Origin of the sequence: Streptomyces drozdowiczii, assembly GCF_026167665.1 — a bacterium.
Taxonomy (GTDB): domain Bacteria; phylum Actinomycetota; class Actinomycetes; order Streptomycetales; family Streptomycetaceae; genus Streptomyces; species Streptomyces drozdowiczii_A.
This window is the reverse complement of the sequence record NZ_CP098740.1, coordinates 3,782,155-3,800,642: the sequence shown is the minus strand read 5'-3', so window position 1 is coordinate 3,800,642 and position 18,488 is coordinate 3,782,155. Positions and strand designations below refer to the sequence as shown.

At 72.7% G+C, this 18,488-nt stretch carries 11 protein-coding genes, 1 tRNA gene and 1 pseudogene; 2 read left to right on the top strand and 11 right to left on the bottom strand.

The window, feature by feature from the left end; translation table 11 throughout:
- The first annotated feature begins 504 nt into the window (after positions 1-504).
- Positions 505-1,497 (top strand): hypothetical protein, encoded by a 993-nt coding sequence (locus NEH16_RS17285; RefSeq protein ID WP_265543449.1) that lies wholly within the window; start codon positions 505-507, stop codon positions 1,495-1,497.
- A 316-nt stretch (positions 1,498-1,813) separates the two neighbouring features.
- Positions 1,814-2,689, top strand: a complete 876-nt coding sequence (locus NEH16_RS17280) for a M48 family metalloprotease (protein WP_265543447.1) — start codon at positions 1,814-1,816, stop codon at positions 2,687-2,689.
- Positions 2,690-2,773: 84 nt separating this feature from the next.
- On the opposite strand, the gene NEH16_RS17275 is transcribed toward NEH16_RS17280, so the two are convergent.
- The 11 genes and pseudogenes from NEH16_RS17275 to NEH16_RS17225 all read right to left on the bottom strand — a co-directional run bounded on the left by NEH16_RS17275 (position 2,774) and on the right by NEH16_RS17225 (position 18,388).
- Positions 2,774-2,847: transfer RNA gene (locus NEH16_RS17275), tRNA-Thr, on the bottom strand.
- A gap of 99 nt (positions 2,848-2,946) precedes the next feature.
- Positions 2,947-4,497, bottom strand: a complete 1,551-nt coding sequence (locus NEH16_RS17270) for an alpha/beta hydrolase (RefSeq protein WP_265543445.1) — start codon at positions 4,495-4,497, stop codon at positions 2,947-2,949.
- Positions 4,498-4,571: 74 nt separating this feature from the next.
- Entirely contained in the window at positions 4,572-5,777 is a 1,206-nt protein-coding gene (locus tag NEH16_RS17265; RefSeq protein ID WP_265543443.1) for a DNA polymerase III subunit delta', read from the bottom strand.
- A 150-nt stretch (positions 5,778-5,927) separates the two neighbouring features.
- The gene (gene tmk / locus NEH16_RS17260) at positions 5,928-9,224 is read right to left on the bottom strand and encodes a dTMP kinase (RefSeq protein ID WP_265543442.1); all 3,297 of its coding nucleotides are present in this window, start codon (positions 9,222-9,224) and stop codon (positions 5,928-5,930) included.
- A 252-nt stretch (positions 9,225-9,476) separates the two neighbouring features.
- Positions 9,477-12,310: pseudogene (gene topA / locus NEH16_RS17255) on the bottom strand (type I DNA topoisomerase).
- 337 nt (positions 12,311-12,647) lie between these two features.
- Complete coding sequence (locus NEH16_RS17250; RefSeq protein ID WP_265543439.1) at positions 12,648-12,845, bottom strand: hypothetical protein; 198 nt, start codon at positions 12,843-12,845, stop codon at positions 12,648-12,650.
- A gap of 100 nt (positions 12,846-12,945) precedes the next feature.
- The gene (locus NEH16_RS17245; RefSeq protein WP_265543437.1) at positions 12,946-13,785 is read right to left on the bottom strand and encodes an ABC transporter permease; all 840 of its coding nucleotides are present in this window, start codon (positions 13,783-13,785) and stop codon (positions 12,946-12,948) included.
- 57 nt (positions 13,786-13,842) lie between these two features.
- Positions 13,843-14,634, bottom strand: a complete 792-nt coding sequence (locus NEH16_RS17240) for an ABC transporter permease (RefSeq protein ID WP_073966420.1) — start codon at positions 14,632-14,634, stop codon at positions 13,843-13,845.
- Positions 14,631-15,761: an ABC transporter ATP-binding protein gene (locus NEH16_RS17235; protein WP_265543435.1), complete on the bottom strand. Its 1,131-nt coding sequence runs from the start codon at positions 15,759-15,761 to the stop codon at positions 14,631-14,633. The genes NEH16_RS17240 and NEH16_RS17235 overlap by 4 nt, the downstream gene beginning before the upstream one ends.
- A gap of 73 nt (positions 15,762-15,834) precedes the next feature.
- Positions 15,835-16,842 carry a helix-turn-helix domain-containing protein gene (locus NEH16_RS17230; RefSeq protein ID WP_265543433.1) on the bottom strand — a complete coding sequence of 336 codons (1,008 nt, stop codon included), beginning with the start codon at positions 16,840-16,842 and terminating at the stop codon, positions 15,835-15,837.
- 4 nt (positions 16,843-16,846) lie between these two features.
- Positions 16,847-18,388 (bottom strand): N5-glutamine methyltransferase family protein, encoded by a 1,542-nt coding sequence (locus NEH16_RS17225; RefSeq protein WP_265543431.1) that lies wholly within the window; start codon positions 18,386-18,388, stop codon positions 16,847-16,849.
- Positions 18,389-18,488: the final 100 nt, after the last annotated feature.

Below are 18,488 nucleotides of genomic sequence, written 5' to 3'. Positions count from 1 at the left end.
GAGAAGCGCCTCGTCGACCTCGGCGGCAAGGTCCTGCTCGCCGACGTCACCGGCAAGGGCCGCAAGGCGTACCCCGACTACTTCAAGGGTGAGTCGGCCACCGACCGCTGGCGGGACTGCCGCATCCGCGCGGGTGTAGCGGAACGCTACGACAACCGCTCGGACGCCGTCCTCGTCCATCTCGTCTGGGCCGGTACGAGCCCCGAGGGCGAACGCGACGACCGCAGGCCGACCGCTGTCCTGCTCGTCAGGGACGTGAACGGCGAGTGGGGGCCGCAGCCCCTGCCGGTGGAGGAGAACTGAGGACGGAGGACGGAGACCGCTGCCTGATGGCTCGGAGCGTAACGCGTCCCGCGCGTCCGGTAGCCTTCCGTAATGCGCTATTTCATCCAGTACCCGGCCGGAACCAGTGCAATCGTCGCCGAGGCGATGACGCATTTCGTCGAGGATTTCCAACCGGAATACCAGGATGACAGCGCCACGCTTTTCCGTTCCACCTCACCGATGGAACGAGTGGCATCCATTCCGTTCGCCAAAAACGCCTTCGCCGTGATCAGTGAGACCCGCCGCGGTGACATCGACGCGAATGTGGCCCAGTTGACCGGTTCGCTCCGCACCCGCCAATTCCCCGCTCTTCTCGGGGAACGCTCCCGGGGCTTCCGCGTCATGGTGCATGTGGACGGCGAGCTGGCGTCCATCGGCGGCGCCCAGAAGCGCGAGCTCGAGCGCACGATCTCCGCCTGCACGGGGCTGCGCCTGGAGGCCGGCGGCCGCGGGCAGGAGTACTGGGTCATCGGCCGCCTGGACATGGACAGTCTGATGTTCTGCGCCCGGCTCCCCAAGCCGGCCCAGCCCAGGAAGGCGCGCGGCGCCCTCTCCCACGAACTCTCCTCGATGCTCGTCCTGGCCTCCGACCCGCATCCCGGCGACACCTTCCTCGACCCCTTCGCGGGCAGCGGCTCCTTCGTCGTCGCCCGGCTCGGCATGCCGGCGCGGGAGATCGTCTACTCCGACCTGGACCTCGCCGAACACCGCGAGAACCTGCCGCCCGAGGCACTGAGCGACGGCCGCGTCCGGCTCCTCGCCGAGGACGCCCTGACCCTCCCCTCCGTCGCCGACGCCTCGGTGGACGTCGTGGTGACGGACCCACCGTGGGGCGAACACGAAGAACTGCCCATGCCTTACGAGGAGTTCGCGGACCTCACGAGCCTCTCCCTCGCACGGGTCCTGCGCCCGGAAGCGGGCCGCTTCGTCCTCCTCTGCGCCCGCCGGGGCGTCCCGGCCTTCGAGGAAGCCCTCGAGAGCGCCGGACTCCGTGTCGCCGCCACCCACGACATCCTGGTCAACGGCCACCCGGCCACGGTCTTCACCGGCACCCGCGACGCGGCGCCGCAGCCCGAGCGGGCAGCGACCGGCGCCTCGCGGAAGACCCCCTCCAAGCCCCTGCTCATCGGCATGGGCACCTACCGCCGCTCCCTGAACCGCTTCTCGCGCTGAACCCGGCCCGCCCACGCGATCGACGTCGTAGGGTGCGGCTCATCGCACCTTCCGGCACTCACAGGGCGGAGTTCCCATGGACCACCCCGTCGATCCCCGGCAACCGCGTCAGCCCGCGGGTCCCGGCGGAGTGCCGGGCGCGAACGCCTTCCGGTCGCCGCCGCCCCACCCGCACGAGCAGCGGGCCCGCCCGCAGCCCCCGCCGGACCACCCCGGCCCCGTTCCGCCACCGCCGCCTTCCGAGGATCCCCACATACCCGGCGTATGGCCCCCGCCCCCGTACGACCCCGCGGCGCCGCCGCCCACGCGTCGCAGGGTGGACTCGTCGAGCATCACCACGCTCCTGCTGCACCTGCCCCACCTGCTGGCGAGCCTCCTGATCGTCTGGATGATCTCCCTGATCCTCCCGACGTGGCTGGGCACATCGCTCATCCTCGCCTGGCTCGCTTCCGGCGCCCTGATGTTCCACCGCCCCACCGAGCGCGTGGTGGCAAGGCTCTTCTACAAGGTGCGCCCGCCCACCGCCGCCGAGCTCGCGCGCCTTCAGCCCCTGTGGGACGAGGTCACCCGGCGGGCCGGCCTGGACGGCTCGCGCTACGACCTGTGGATCGAGGACAGCGACGAAGTCAACGCCTTCGGCGCGGCGGGCCACATGGTCGGCGTGACCCGCGATTCCCTGAACCGGCTCACTCCGGACCGGCTGTCCGCCGTCCTGGCCCACGAGTTGGGGCACCACGTCAACGGCCACACCTGGGCCGGACTCCTCGGCGTCTACTACGGGCTCCCTGCCCGGATCGCGATGATCATCGCGACGTACGTGACGGTGTTCGCCGTGGCCGTGGCGGCGGAGTTCTCCGTCCTGGCCGCGGCCATCCTGGTCCTGGTGATCGGCGGCTTCGCGATCGCCATCGCCTTCGCCTTCCCGCCGGCGCTCGCCCTGCTCGCGATCCCCCTGCTCGTCGCCCGGACCGGCCGGCACGGCGAACTGCGCGCCGACAGGTTCGCCGCGGAGATCGGGTACGGCCCGATGCTGATCACCGTATTCACCGACTACCTGAACCGGGGCGCCGACATGGAGGAAAGGGCCCAGGGCCCACTGGGCCGGCTCATGTCCACGCACCCCCCGCTCCACACACGCATCCGGGCACTAGAGATCTCTACTACCGGACCCCCCGGCAGCCGCCCCTCATGACGTTCCGCCCAACAGCCGGCCGCGGCCCTCATGCCAACGAAACCAAAAAACCCCAGGCCGGATGCCCGACCTGGGGTTCAACGGAGCCGCCTTCGGGATTCGAACCCGAGACCTACGCATTACGAGTGCGTTGCTCTGGCCAACTGAGCTAAGGCGGCGCGCCCTGTTCGCACCATGATGCGATCAGCAGCGACGCCAAGTCTACACAGTTTCCGGGGGTGCTCCGAACCACCCCGCTTCGGCACCGTTTACGCAGGTCAGGTGCACTTCTTGGCCTCGGTCGGCGGGGTGCCCTCCAGGAGGTACGTGTTGATCGCCGTGTCGACGCAGTCGCTGCCGCGCCCGTACGCGGTGTGGCCGTCGCCCTCGTAGGTGAGGAGGGTGCCCGAGGAGAGCTGGTCGGCCAGGGACTCGGCCCAGGCGTACGGGGTGGCCGGGTCGCGGGTGGTGCCGACGACGACGATGGGGGCGGCGCCCTTCGCCTCGATGCGGTGGGCGGTGCCGGTGGCGGGGGCGGGCCAGTGGGCGCAGTTCAGGGCCGCCCAGGCGAAGCCCCTGCCGAAGACCGGGGACGCCTTCTCGAAGGAGGGGAGGGCCTTCTCGACGGCCTCGGGGCCGGTGAAGGCGGGCGGGAGGTCGAGGCAGTTCACCGCGGCGTTGGCGAACATCAGATTGGTGTACTTACCGCTCGGCTCCCGCTCGTAGTAGCTGTCGGCCAGGGCCAGCAGCCCGGAGCCGTCGCCGGACTCGGCACCGGTCAGCGCCGCGCGCAGCTGGGGCCAGGCCGACTCGTCGTACATGGCCGCGATCACGCCCGTCGTGGCGAGCGACTCGCCCAGCTCGCGCGATTCGCCCGTGGGGATCGGGTCCGCGTCCAGGCGGTCGAAGAGCTTCTTCAGGCGGTCCGCCGCATCGGAGGCGGACGTGCTCCCGAGCGGGCAGTCCTTCTGCCGCACGCAGTCCTTCGCGAACGACTGGAACGCCGTCTCGAACCCCGCCGTCTGCGCCCGGTTCATCTCCACGGACGAGAGCGAGGGGTCCATCGCCCCGTCGAGGACCAGGCGGCCGGTGCGGCCGGGGAACAGCTCGGCGTACGTCGCCCCCAGGAACGTCCCGTACGACGCCCCCACATAGTTCAGCCGCTCGTCGCCGAGCAGGGCGCGCAGCATGTCCATGTCGCGGGCGGTCTCCACGGTCGAGACATGCGGCAGCACCTCGCCCGAGCGCTTCTCGCAGCCCGAGGCGAACTTCTCGAAGGCGCCGCTCAGCTTCGTGACCTCGGCGGCGTCGTCCGGGGTCTGGTCCACCTGCGTGTACGCGTCCATCTGCGGCCCGGTCAGGCACTCGACGGGCTCGCTGCGCGCCACCCCGCGGGGGTCCACGGCCACCATGTCGTAGCGGGCCCGCACTTGAGCCGGGTAACCGATTCCCGCGTAGCCCTGGAGGTAGCCGATGGCCGATCCGCCGGGGCCGCCCGGGTTGACCAGGAGGGAGCCGATCCGCTTGCCGGGGCCGGTCGCCTTCTTGCGCGAGACGGCGAGCTTGATCGCGTCGCCGTCCGGCTTCGCGTAGTCCAGCGGCGCCTTCATCGTCGTGCACTGGAAGCCGCTGACACCGCAGTCCCGCCAGCTGAGGTGCTGCGCGTAGTACGGCTTCAGGCCGGCCGGGACCGCCGACGGCGACGCGGACCCGGCGTCGGCGGAGGACGCGGCTCCGGACGACGAGTCTCCGCCGCTGCACCCGGAGACGAGCAGGCCGGCAGTGCCGAGCGCGAGGGCAAGAGTGCGGAACGGGCGCCTGGTGTCCATGCCCGGAGCGTAGCCGCCCCCTCACCGCACACCCGATTCCCGCCTCTTTCGGGTGATGCGCCGCGCCCTGCCCCTCAGCCGGCGCGCAGCGCCATCGTCATCGCCTCCACCGCGAGCAGCGGCGCCACATTGCGGTCCAGGGCGCGGCGGCAGGCCGACACCGCCTCGATCCGGCGCAGCGTGCGCTCCGGGGTGGACGCGCGGGCGACGCGGTCCAGGGCGTCCTCGGCATCGGCGTTGGCTATCGCGATCCGCGAGCCGAACTGCAGGGCGAGCACATCGCGGTAGAAGCCGGTCAGCTCGGTGAGCGCCAGGTCGAGGCTGTCGCGCTGGGTGCGGGTCTTACGGCGCTTCTGCTTGTCCTCCAGCTCCTTCATCACCCCGGCCGTCCCGCGCGGCATCCGGCCCCCGGCGGCGGCCCCGAGCGCCGCCTTCATGTCCTCGGTCTCCTTCGCGTCGACCTCCTCGGACGCCTGCTTCGCGTCCTCGGTCGCGGTGTCGATCAGCTCCTGCGCCGCCTTGAGGCAGCCCCCGATGTCCTCGACGCGCAGCGGCAGCTTCAGCACCGCGGCCCGCCGCGCCCGGGCCCGCTCGTCCGTGGCGAGGCGGCGCGCCCTGCCGATGTGCCCCTGCGTCGCGCGGGCGGCGGCGGCGGCCCGCTCCGGGTCGATGCCGTCCCTGCGCACCAGGACATCGGCGACCGCGTCGACCGGCGGCGTCCGCAGCGTGAGGTGGCGGCACCGCGACCGGATCGTCGGCAGCACGTCCTCCAGCGAGGGCGCGCAGAGCAGCCACACCGTGCGCGGGGCGGGCTCCTCGACGGCCTTCAGCAGGACGTTGCCCGCGCCCTCGGTGAGACGGTCGGCGTCCTCCATGACGATGACCTGCCAGCGCCCGACGGCCGGTGAGAGCTGGGCGCGTCGGACCAGCTCACGGGTCTCCTTCACACCGATGGAGAGCAGGTCGGTGCGGATCACGTCGACGTCCGCGTGCGTACCGATGAGGCTGGTGTGGCAGCCGTCGCAGAAGCCGCAGCCCGGCGCCCCGCCCAGCGCGCGGTCGGGGCTCGTGCACTGGAGCGCGGCGGCGAAGGCCCGGGCGGCGGTGGAGCGCCCGGAGCCCGGCGGGCCGGTGAACAGCCAGGCGTGCGTCATCTTCGAGCCGGGCGGCACCGGCTCCCCCGCCGCGTCGGCGGTGACCAGCACATCGGCGTCCCGGGCGGCGGCGCTCAGCTGCTCCTGCACCCGGTCCTGGCCGACCAGGTCGTCCCACACGGACATGGGGGCACCGCCTTTCCGCTTCGCTCGACGCGTGGCTCTCGTCGCTCCGGTCTCCCATTGTGAGGGACGGGTCTGACAACACGGACGCCGATGGCCCCGCACCCGTGGAGGGCGCGGGGCCATCGGCGTACTTCCGTCGGCGCCGGAAGGTCAGCGGCGGGGCCGTCGTCCCCGGCCGCCCGAGGACTCCGGGCCCTCGTCGTCGTAACCGCCGAGCAGCTCGTCGGCCAGGCTGGGCAGGTCGTCCAGCGGGGTCTCCTCCGCCCAGTCGGGCCGGGGGCGCCGGGGCCGCTGCTGCTGCGCATCCGGGTCGGTGATCTGCGGCAGCTCACGGGTGCGCTCGTTGTCGCCCTCCGCCTGCCGCTCGTCCCGGAACATGCCGCGCGGCACGCGGTCGGCCGGGTCGGAAACCGGTACGGCCGGCAGCACCGTCGTCTCCTCGGAGTCGTCCGAGAACTTCGGGATCACGGTCGTCTCGTCCTGGTCGGACGGCCAGGGCCCGCGTCCCCGGCCGGAACCGGAGGCCGGCTTCCCGGGCGCCGGTACGGGCTGCGTGATCTCGTTCGGGTCCACGATCGGCGTGGGCACGGTCAGCTCGTTGTCGGGCCCGGCGGCCTCGTCGCCGCTGCCGGAACCCTTGCCTTCCGAGGGGCCCCCGGAGTCCTGCCGCAGCCGGGACTCCTCCTCGCGGGCAGCCCGGGCGCGGGCTTCCTGCTGGGCGGCCAGGGCGCGGGCCTCCTCCTCGCGGGCGGCCCGCTCACGGGCCCGCTCCTCGGCGGCAGCCGCATCGGCCCGGGCCTTCGCCTGGGCCTCCGCTTCCGCCTGGCGACGGGCGGCCTCGGCCCGGATCAGGGCCTCCTCGGCCTTGCGCTGCTTCTCCAGTCGCGCGGCCTCGGCCTCCTTGCGGAGCCGGGATTCCTCTTCCGCCTGCCGGCGCAGACGGGCCTGCTCCGCTTCGTACGCCGCCTCCTCGGCCTCGCGGCGCGCGCGCTCGGCCTCGGCGACGCGGCGGGCCTCCTCGGCCTGCTGCCGCTCCTCCTCGGCCTTGCGGGCGGCCTCCTCCTCGGCCCGGCGCCGGGCCTCTTCGGCGCGCTGCCGGGCCTCCTCCGCCTGGCGCTCGGCCTCGCGGCGGCGGGCTTCCTCCTCCTCGCGGCGCTTGCGCTCCTCCTCCTCGGCGCGGAGCTTGGCGAGCTGTTCCTGCCGCTCGCGCTCCAGCCGCTCCTCCTCGGCCTTGCGGGCGGCCTCTTCCTCGGCCCGGCGCCTGGCCTCCTCCTCGGCGGCCTTGCGGGCCTCCTCGCGGGCCTTGATCTCGGCCTCGGAGAGCGGCAGGACCTGATCGAGGCGGTGGCGTACGACGGTGGTGATGGCCTCCGGTTCCTGCGCGGCGTCCACCACGAGGTAGCGCGTCGGGTCGGCGGCGGCCAGGGTCAGGAAGCCGGCACGCACCCGGGCGTGGAACTCCGGAGGCTCGGACTCCAGCCGGTCGGGCGCCTCGGTGAACCGTTCCCTCGCGGTCTCGGGCGCGACGTCCAGCAGGACGGTCAGATGCGGTACGAGGCCGCTCGTCGCCCAGCGCGAGATGCGGGCGATCTCGGTGGGCGCCAGATCGCGGCCCGCGCCCTGGTAGGCGACGGACGAGTCGATGTAGCGGTCGGAGATGACGACGGCGCCGCGCTCCAGGGCCGGGCGAACGACCGAGTCGACGTGCTCGGCGCGGTCGGCGGCGTACAGCAGGGCCTCGGCCCGGTTGGAGAGCCCGGCCGACGACACGTCGAGCAGGATGGACCGCAGCCGCTTACCGATCGGCGTCGCGCCCGGTTCACGGGTGACGACGACCTCGTGGCCCTTGGCCCGGATCCACGCGGCGAGCGCCTCGACCTGGGTGGACTTGCCGGCTCCGTCGCCGCCCTCCAGGGCGATGAAGAAGCCGTTCGCGGCGGGCGCGACGGCCGGATCTCCGCCGCGCAGCGCCTCCCGCAGATCGCGCCGCAGCGGTACGCCGGAACGGTCGTCGGTCTTCGCGAGGACGATGACCGCGACGGGCAGCAGCAGGGCGCCGACCAGCATCAGGGTGAACGCGGCGCCGCCGTGCGCGAAGACAAAGTCGCCGATGGTCAGCCGGTGGGTGCCGATGGCCGCGGCGACCAGGGGCCCGCCGACCGCGCCGAGGGCGATGAGGATCCGGACGACGGCCTGGAGGTGCTCGCCGATCCTGGACCGGCGGGCCTCCTCGGTCTCCTGGTCGACGAGGACATGACCGGTGTTCGCGGCGACGCCCGCCGCGTATCCGGCGAGTACGGCGAGCAGGACGACGGTCGCGGTGTCCGGGACGAGGCCCATCGCCAGGAGGGCGATGCCGGTGACGGCGGTGGCGAACGAGAGCATCCGCCGCCGCGACAGGGTGGGCAGCACCTTCCCCGCCGTACGGATACCCACACCCGTACCGCCGGTGAGGGCGAGGACCAGCAGGGCGAGGGTGACGGGCCCGCCGCCGAGGTCGCTGGCGTGCAGCACGGCGACGGCGGCCGCGGCCGCGACGGCTCCGGCGACCGCCGCGCAGGTGGCGACGATCAGCGGGATGGAACCGGTGCGGCCCTTGTCGGGGCCGTTCCCCGCGGACGGCCGGCGCAACCCCTCCAGGGGCGAGCGCGGGCGGGGCGTCTGCGTACCGGGCAGTTCCAGGAAGTACAGGATGGAGACGGAGGCGGAGAACAGCCCGGCCGCCACGTACGAGCCGAGGGCCGCCTGATGGAACGAGAACCAGTCCAGGCCGGAGCCCAGCAGACTGCCGATCACCGTGGCGACCAGCAGGACGGCCGCGGCGAGGGGAACGGCCGCGAAGTCCGTACGCAGGGACAGCCGGCGCAGCGCGTCGAGGTGGTCCGGCAGCGGCCGCACGGCGGCGCCCTCGATCGGCGGGGCGGGCAGCAGCGCGGGCGCCGCGCTCTCCTTGGCGACGGTCCAGAGCCGCTCGGCCACCCCGGACACGAAGACGGTGACCAGGATCATCGTGAGCGCGTTGGAGGGCGTCCAGTCGATCCACAGGGGCGCGACGACGAGCAGCAGGAGCCGCACCGCGTCGGCCCCGATCATCAGCCACCGCCGGTCGACCGGCCCGCCCGGCGCCGTGAGCGACGTCAACGGCCCCAGAAGTACGGCTCCGAAGAGCAGGGTGGAAATGATCCGGGCCCCGAACACGGCGGCGACGGCAAAGGCCGCCCCCCGGTATCCGGTCCCGAATGAGCCCTCGAGAACCGCCGCTTGCAGCGACAGCAGCACCAGCACGAGAAGGGCGAGTGCATCGCCGGTACCGCCGACGAGCTGTGCGCTCCACAACCGCTTCAGCGGAGGAACACGCAACAGGGCTCGTACGGCGCGCTCGCGTGAGTCTGCGGCAAGTGCGTCGGAGGTGGGGCTCACGACCGTAGGCTGCTCGGCTCGCGTCATCCGCCCAGCCTAACGGGACACCCACACCCCCCGTGCCCCCACCCGAACAAACACCCAACCAGGCCCCGCCGCGGAACCCAGCCCCGCCGGCGTTTGAGGCGCGGGGCCCGGGGCAGAGCCCCGAAACCCACCCCGCCGCGGAAACCCAGCCCCGCCGGCATTTGAGGCGCGGGGCCCGGGGCAGAGACCCGGTTTCGGGAAGGGGCGGGTAGGGGAACAGCCCGCCGCAGGCGCCCCGCCCCGCCCCGCCCCCTACTCCTCCGCCGCAGCCTTCTTGGCGACAGCCTTCTTCGCCGCAGTCTTCTTAGCCGCCGCCGCCGTCGTCTTCTTCGCCGCAGCCTTCTTCGTAGCCGCAGCCTTCTTCGCCGGCGCCTTCTTCGCCGCAGCCTTCTTCGTCGTCTTCTTCTTCGCCGGCCCCTTGGCCCGCTTCTCCGCCAGCAGCTCGAACCCCCGCTCCGGCGTGATCTCCTCGACGCTGTCCCCGGTACGCAGCGTCGCGTTCGTCTCCCCGTCGGTGACGTAAGGACCGAACCGCCCGTCCTTCACCACGACCGGAGACCCGCTCACCGGATCCGTGCCCAGCTCCTTCAGCGGCGGCTTCGCCGCGGCCCGCCCCGCTGCTTCGGCTGCGCGTAGATCGCCAGCGCCTCTTCGAGCGTGATGTCGAAGATCTGGTCCTCCGACGTCAGCGACCGCGAGTCCGTGCCCTTCTTCAGGTACGGCCCGTAGCGCCCGTTCTGCGCCGTGATCTCGACGCCTTCGGCGTCCACCCCGACCACCCGCGGCAGCGACATCAGCTTGAGCGCGTCGGCCAGCGTCACCGTGTCGATCGACATCGACTTGAACAGCGAGGCCGTCCGCGGCTTCACCGCGTTCTTGCCGGTCTTCGGCGTGCCCTCGGGCAGCACCTCGGTGACGTACGGCCCGTAGCGGCCGTCCTTCGCGATGATCTGGTTCCCGCTGACCGGGTCCGCGCCGAGTTCGAAGTCGCCGCTCGGCTTGGCCAGCAGCTCCTCCGCGTACTCGACGGACAGCTCGTCGGGGGCCAGGTCCTCGGGGACGTCCGCGCGCTGGTGGCCCTCGGAGTCCTTCTCGCCCCGCTCGATGTACGGGCCGTAGCGGCCGACGCGAAGCTTGATGTCGTTGCCGACGGGGAAGGACGAGATCTCCCGCGCGTCGATCGCGCCGAGGTCGGTGACGAGCTCCTTGAGCCCGCCGAGGTGGTCGCCGTCGCCGTTGCCCGCGTCGGAGGCCGCCCCCGCACCGGCCGCGTCGTCGCCCTCCTGCGTACCGAAGTAGAACCGCTTCAGCCACGGCACGGACTGGGCCTCACCGCGTGCGATGCGGTCGAGGTCGTCCTCCATGCGGGCCGTGAAGTCGTAGTCCACGAGCCGGCCGAAGTGCTTCTCCAGCAGGTTGACCACGGCGAACGAGAGGAACGACGGCACCAGGGCCGTGCCCTTCTTGAACACATAGCCGCGGTCGAGGATCGTCCCGATGATCGAGGCGTACGTCGACGGCCGGCCGATCTCGCGCTCTTCGAGCTCCTTGACCAGCGACGCCTCGGTGTACCGGGCCGGCGGCTTCGTCGCGTGGCCGTCGACCGAGATCTCGTCGGCGGACAGCGCGTCGCCCTCGGTGACCTGCGGCAGCCGCCGCTCGCGGTCGTCCAGCTCGGCGTTCGGGTCGTCGGCGCCCTCGACGTACGCCTTCATGAAGCCGTGGAAGGTGATCGTCTTGCCGGACGCGGAGAACTCGGCGTCCCGCCCGTCGCTCGCCCGGCCGCCGATCTTGACGGTGACCGAGTTACCGGTCGCGTCCTTCATCTGGGAGGCGACGGTCCGCTTCCAGATCAGCTCGTAAAGGCGGAACTGGTCCCCGGTGAGGCCGGTCTCGGCAGGGGTGCGGAAGCGGTCGCCGGAGGGGCGGATCGCCTCGTGCGCCTCCTGCGCGTTCTTGACCTTGCCCGCGTACGTACGCGGCTTCTCGGGCAGGTAGTCGGCGCCGTACAGCTGTGTGACCTGCGCCCGGGCCGCGGAGACCGCGGTGTCCGAGAGGGTCGTGGAGTCGGTACGCATATAGGTGATGAAGCCGTTCTCGTACAGCTTCTGCGCGACCTGCATGGTGGCCTTCGCCCCGAAGCCCAGCTTCCGGCTCGCCTCCTGCTGGAGGGTCGTCGTACGGAAGGGCGCGTACGGGGAGCGGCGGTACGGCTTCGACTCGACGGACCGCACGGCGAACGAGGAGTCCGCGAGCGCGGCGGCCAGGGCCCGGGCGTTCGCCTCGTCCAGGTGCAGCGTCTGGCCGGAGGCGGACTTCAGCCGGCCGTCCGCGCCGAAGTCGCGGCCCTGGGCGATGCGCCGCCCGTCGACGGCGCTGAGCCGGGCCGTGAAGGTCGAGGGGTCGGAGGCGTCGCCGCCCCGGCCGGTGGCGAAGGTTCCGGTCAGGTCCCAGTACTCGGCGGAGCGGAAGGCGATGCGCTCGCGCTCCCGCTCGACGACGAGCCGGGTGGCGACGGACTGGACGCGGCCTGCCGAGAGCTTCGGCATGACCTTCTTCCACAGGACCGGCGAGACCTCGTAGCCGTAGAGGCGGTCGAGGATGCGGCGGGTCTCCTGGGCGTCGACCATGCGCTGGTTCAGCTCGCGCGGGTTGGCGACGGCGGCGCGGATCGCGTCCTTGGTGATCTCGTGGAAGACCATCCGGTGGACGGGGACCTTGGGCCGCAGGACTTCCTGGAGGTGCCACGCGATGGCTTCGCCCTCGCGGTCCTCATCGGTGGCGAGGAAGAGTTCGTCGGACTCGGCCAGAAGCTGCTTCAACTTCCTGACCTGGGCCTTCTTGTCCGCATTGACGACGTAGATCGGCTCGAAGTCGTTCTCGACGTCGACGCCGAGCCGGCGCACCTCACCGGTGTACTCGTCGGGCACCTCGGCGGCGCCGTTCGGGAGGTCGCGGATGTGCCCGACGCTCGCCTCGACCACGTATCCGGGGCCGAGGTAGCCCTTGATCGTCTTCGCCTTGGCAGGGGACTCGACGATGACGAGTCGGCGGCCGCCCTGTGCGGTCTCGCTGGTCGGGGACAACTTCGCTCTTCTCTCCGGTCGACGCTCGGTGGGCATCCGGGGCAGCGCGAGGGCGCTGCCGACAGTGCTGTCGCTGCGGAGTGTGACGGTACAACCCGCCCCCGTGTCAAACGGCAAAAGCCCGCAACGGCCACTCGAACGGTAACCCGACTTCCGCCATTCCTGCCGCCCGGCCCGCTCGGTCCGCCGCGCGCACGGCCACGGCCTGCGGGTTTCGGTACGGTCCGGACCGCCCTGCGGGCGCGGGGCACGAGGGGCACGCGGCCCGGGCGTGTTTCCGGCCTCACTCCCAGCTCCCGGAGCGGCCCGGCCTCGTACGCCTGCCACATGGGCGCACTCACACGCGACCGAAGCACCACACCCCGAGGACGAGGAAAAGTACGCCGAACACGGTGGCGAGTGCGGTGGAGAGGAGGGGGCGCACCCCGTACGCCACCGGCGCGCGGTTCAGCACGCACGCCCCCGTCCACAGCAGCAGCGCCGCGCCGAACAGCGCGAACGTCGTTCCGGCGAGGACAGCGGGCCCGCTCTCCATTCCGTACGCCTCCCTCTTCCCCTGCCACGTCTCGGATACGCGGGGAGGCTCCCACCGCGGAGCGTCGCGGACGCCAACGCGGGGTGAACAGCAGATCCCGTCACATCACGTCGAGCGTGGCGCGCCGCCTGCTCCCCCGTTCGAACAGGGCGAGCAGTACGACGGCGAGCAGGGCGTATCCGGCGCCGGTCAGCAGTTCCGCGGCGATGCCCCGGCCGTCGAGCCCGGCCCCGGCGGACAACTGACGCGCCGCGTCGGCGGCGTGAGTCAGCGGCAGCACGTCCCCGACGGCCCGCATCCAGCCCGGCAGGGCCTCCCGCGGCACGTTCGCCCCGGTCAGGAGCAGGAGCACGGAAGCGGCCACGTTCGATACGAGGAAGACGTCCCGGAACCGCAGCCCCAGCGCCCCCAGCGCCAGGCCGAACGCGGAGCATCCGGCAGCGGCGGCGAGCAGGACCGCGCCGAGCCCCGGCAGAGCCCCAAGCGGAATACGCAGACCGAGCAGGAGGCAAGCGGCGGAGAGCGTGAAGACGCTGATGACGAGACCGTTCAGCACATACGGGAGGGCTCGGCCGAACCAGAGCGGAGCACGGTGGCGGGGGCTGAGCAGGACCGCGCCGAGCGTCCCGTAGCGCCGCTCGTTGGCGACGGCCATCGTGCCGCCGTACACACAGGCTGTGGACGAGGAGATCACGGCGTTGCCGAGCAGGTAGAAGCGGTCGTCGGCGACGCCCAGCTGCCGCCCCAGGAAGACGAAGAAGAGGAGTTGCAGCAGCGGACCGCCGAGCAGGGTGCCGATGAACATGGGCGGTGTCGTCCAGTTGAAGAGCGCCCGGTACGAGAGGGCACCGCCGATCACCACGAGCCTGACCGAGGAAACGATCCGGCGGTGGAGGCCGGGTGCGGAACCGGAATCCGCGTGGGGGATACGGGTGGGCATGCGGCAACTCCTGGGGTGGGGCGGAAGGGGGAGGCGGGGCCCGGGCGGCGCGCCGGGTCAGGCCAGGGCGAGGGTCGCGGCGGCCCGCGCGCGCTGTTCGACGCGTCCCAGCACGAGGACGGCGAGCAGCGCGTAGAGCGCCCCGAGTCCGAGGGCGGCGCCCATGGGGACCAGCACCTCGGCCGCGCCCGCCCCGCCGGAGGTCGCCGCGTGCACCGCGCGGGAGCCCCAGGTGGTGGGGAGCGCCCAGGAGACCGGACGCGTCCAGTCCGGCAGCACGGTGATGGGCACGAGCATTCCGGAGAGCAGCCACACGGGGGCGTCCAGCGGGTTGGCCAGCGCGTTCGCGTTGCGCAGCAGGACGAAGGTGGCGGCGAGCAGCAGCCCCATCATCCCGAGCGAGAGGACGCAGACCGGGACGGCGGCCAGGAAGAGCACCGGATGCGCGAAGTCCAGCGGCACGTCGAAGAGCACGGCGCCCCAGAGCACCGTGGCGCCCATGGCGTAGGTGCCGATGACGGCGGTGGCGAGGGTGATGGGCAGCAGGACGAGGGAGAGCGGGGTGGGCGAGGCGACGAGCGTTTCCAGGGTGCCCAGCCAGCGCTGGTTCTGGACGGCCCCGCCGGATCCGAAGAGGACCGACGACCAGATGCCCATCAGCCCGGCTCCGACGGCCGCGGTCAGCAGCCGGTCGGGGTCGTCGGCGGCGCGGAAGAGGTAGACGGAGAGCGTCGCGTAGACCAGGGGCACGAGGACGGCGAAGGTGATCTCCAGCGGCGAACGGCTCATGTACGAGACGTGCGTCCGCACGCCGACGGCGGTCAGGCGCAGGGCCCGGGCGGGCGTCATGCGGCGACCTCGCCGCCGAGGCGGTGGTCGGTGTCGGAGCCGGAGCCCGGTTCGGCGGGGGCCGGTTCGGCGGGGGCTGGCCCGGCGGGGGCTGGTTCGGCGGGGTCCGGCCCGGCGTGGTCCGGCCCGGTCGGTGCGGGCTCCGCGCGGGAGGGCTCGTCCGCCTCCTCCACGATCGCGATGTAGGCGTCCTCCAGCGTCGGTTCCCGGGTGACGACCCGTCCGATCCGGACCCCGTCGAGCGCCGCGAGGACCTGTCCGTGCAGGTCGGCGCCGTGTTCCGTCTGCACGATGACGGCCTGCCGGCTGCCCCGGTCCTCGGCGGCCACGCCGTGCACACCGGCCAGGGCGCGGATGCGTTCGAGGTGGTCCTCGCCCGCCCCGTACGCCTCGATCTCCAGGATGCCGCGTTCCTGGACGCGGGACTTGAGCCGGTCCGGGGTGCCGAGCGCCCTGATCGTGCCGCCCGCGATGACGGCGATCCGGTCGCACAGCTCGTCGGCCTCCGCCATGTAATGCGTGGTCAGCAGCACCGTGGTGCCGTCGGCGCGCAGATCGGCGACGGTGCGGCGGAGGTCGCGCGCCGCCACCGGGTCCACGCCGATGGAGGGTTCGTCGAGGAACAGGACGTCGGGGCTGTGCAGCAGGCCGCGCGCGATGTGCAGCCGCTGCCGCATGCCCCGCGAGTACCCCTCGACGCGCTCCTTCTCGCGCCCGGCGAGGCCGACCAGGTCGAGGAGTCCGGCGATCCGCCGCTTCTTGTCCCGGGGCTCGACTCCGTACAGTTCGGCGAAGTAGCGCAGGTTGTCGAGGGCGGAAAGCCGGTCGTACAGGCCCCGGTCGCCGCCGAAGACGTAGCCGATCCGGCGGCGTACGGCGACCGGGTCGGACGCCACGTCGTGGCCCAGCACCCGGGCCGTGCCGGAGGTGGGCAGCAGCAGGGTGTTGAGCATCTTGATGGTGGTGGTCTTGCCCGCGCCGTTCGGCCCGAGGAGCCCGAAGAGCTCACCGCGCGCCACCTCGAAGGTCACCCCCCGCACGGCTTCGGTCTCGGTGCGGCGCGGACGCAGGAAGCCGGTCCGGCTGGTGTAGGTGCGGCGCAGGTTCTTCGCCTCGATCGCAAGCATGGCCCGGACGCTAGGTCCGCCGTCGCCGCCCCCGCCATCGATTCGGAAGCCCCCGAATCGTCCGCGCCTCCTCCTACGAGACCGCGCGCAGAACGTCTTCCCCCGAGAGCAGTGCGAGGAGGGCACGGCCGGTGTCGGTGAGCTGGTAGTAGACGCTGCGGCCTATCCGGTGCCGGGTGACGACATCGGCCTCGGCCAGGGCGGACAGGTGCTCGGAGACCGTGCTCGGCGCGAGCCCGAGCCGGTCGGCTATCCCGGCGGTGGTGAGCGGTCCGCCGAGCTGGCGCAGGACGGAGGCCCGGCCCCGGCCCAGCAGCAGCCCGAGCCGGTCTCCGCTGTCGGCGCGCTCGGCCGGCCGCTCGCGCAGGGCGCCCGCGCCACGCGCCTGGAAGGACACCGTCAGGACCTCGGGGTCGTCGGTGGAGTAGAGCCGGCAGCCCTCCGCGAAGACGAGGGGCACGAGCAGGAGCCGCCGCTCGCCGGCCCGGTACTCCGCGTCGATGTGCTTCGTCAGCTCCAGGACCGGCGGCTGCCACTTGGCCCGGCTCTCCAGGCCGGTGAAGAGCGCGTCGATGCCCTCGGTGGCGAAGGTCCGCGCCCGGATGAGCACTTCGTCCTCGACCAGGCGGCGCATGACGGGCCAGTGGGCGGCCATCGCGCCCTCCCAGTACGCCGCGTACGCATCGGCGAGCTCCGCGCACGCGCCTTCGGGATCGGCGAGATAGGGGCGTACGTACGGATGGTCCTCGAGGCCCGCGTAGTGCTCGGCGATCCCCGCGCGTACGACGTCGGCCGGCGTCGTCCGTACGGCGTTCAGCTCCGTCTCGACGGCGGTGGCCCCGACCGGCCGGGGCAGCATGAAGTCGGGGAACTGGTGGGGGCCGTCGATCAGCAGCCGGAGCGGATGCGTCCGGTCGTCCTCGCGCAGCACCTCGCGGGCCCGCACCACCCACTCCTCGTAAGGACGGGAGGGATGGCGGTGCGGCATCGCGAGGTGGAGGCTGCAGAAGGCGTCCCACAACGGGCTGATCGCGATACGGGTCGCGCCGAGCGACGCCTCGTCCAGCTCGATCCGGATCATCCGGTCACCGCCCGCCCGGGGGCAGCGGCTCCAGGAAGCCCTCCTCGACCAGCAGCCGGATGGCCTGCGGGGTGCGGTCCCTCAGCAGCACCGGGTCCTCGTTCATCAGCTGGGCGATGGCGTCGAGGATGCGCCCTGCGGGCAGCGAGCCGTCGCAGACACCGGCGAACCCGGCGCCGACCGCGTCGACCTTGGTGGCGCGGCGCATGCCGCGGTTCTGACGGAGCACCACATGCTCCGGGTCCTCCGCGCCGGGGAGCCCCACCTGCTCCTGGACCACCTCGGCGGCCAGGGTGAAGTGGGCGGCGAGGAGCGCGGCGTCGTCCTGCTCGCGCAGATAGTCCTGGCGGGCGAAGTGCGCCTCGACGGCGGGTCCGAGCGGCTGCTCCACCGCGTGCGGCCACTCCTCGATCACGACGGAGGGGCTCCCGGCGGCGGCCGCGGCGGACTTCCGCAGCGTGATCCAGCCGAAGCCGACGCCCTTGGTCCGCCGCGCCTCGAACTCGTCCAGCCAGGCGTCGTACCGCGCTTCGTACTCAGCCGGGTCCGTGCGGTGGTCGCCGCTGTCGCGCAGCCACAGCTCCGCGTACTGCGTGACGTCCTGCACCTCGCGCTGCACGATCCAGGCGTCGCACCCCTCCGGGACCCAGGTGCGCAGCCGGTCCTGCCACTCCTCGTCCTCGGTGTGCTCCCAGTTGGCCAGGAAGTGCGCGAAGCCGTCCTCATTGAGCCGGTCGCCGGTCTGCCGCACCAGGGTCCGGCACAGGTCGTCACCGGCCATCCCGCCGTCGCGGTAGGTGAGCCGGGCGCCCGGGGAGATGACGAACGGCGGATTGGAGACGATCAGGTCGAAGGTCTCGGCGCCGACCGGCTCGTACAGCGAGCCCTCGCGCAGGTCGGCCGGGGCGGCGCCGGACAGGGCGAGGGTGAGCCGGGTGAAGGCCAGGGCGCGCGGATTGAGGTCGGTCGCCGTGACCCTGGTGGCGTGCTGCGCGGCGTGCAGTGCCTGGATGCCGGAGCCCGTACCGACGTCGAGTGCGGAGCCGACGGGCTTGCGGACGGTGATCCCGGCCAGGGTGGTGGAGGCCCCGCCGATGCCGAGGACGACGCCCTTCTCGCGGGAGCCGATCCCGCCGGCGCCGCCGACCGCGCAGCCGAGGTCGGAGACGATGAACCAGTCCTCGCCGTCCGGCCCGCCGTACGGCCGCACATCGACGGTCGCCCGCACCTCGCCGGCCGACTCGGTCAGCCAGCCGTCCGCCGCGCACTCCTCCAGCGGGAGCACGGCCGCCGCCCGCTCGACGGGCACGGGCCGCTGGAGGAGGAAGAGACGCACCAGCGTGTCGAGCGGCGTGTCACCGCGCGTGGCCCGCAACGCCGGAACCGTCTCGCTGCGCGCCAGCGCGGCGTAGGCGGGCGCACCGAGCAGGTCGAGGAGCCCGTCGGCCGTGAACGCGGCCGCGAGCAGGGCTTCGCGGAGCCGGTGCGCGTGGTCCGCCGCGGGAAGGTCTGCTGCGAAAAGGCTGGTCTTACTCACGAGCCCCATTGTGACGGCTCCCACTGACAACGGCAGCGACCCGGCCACCGCACCGGGCATCCCCGGGGTGGCCGGGCCGCTCACCCGGTTTCCGTACGTTCTGCGCGGG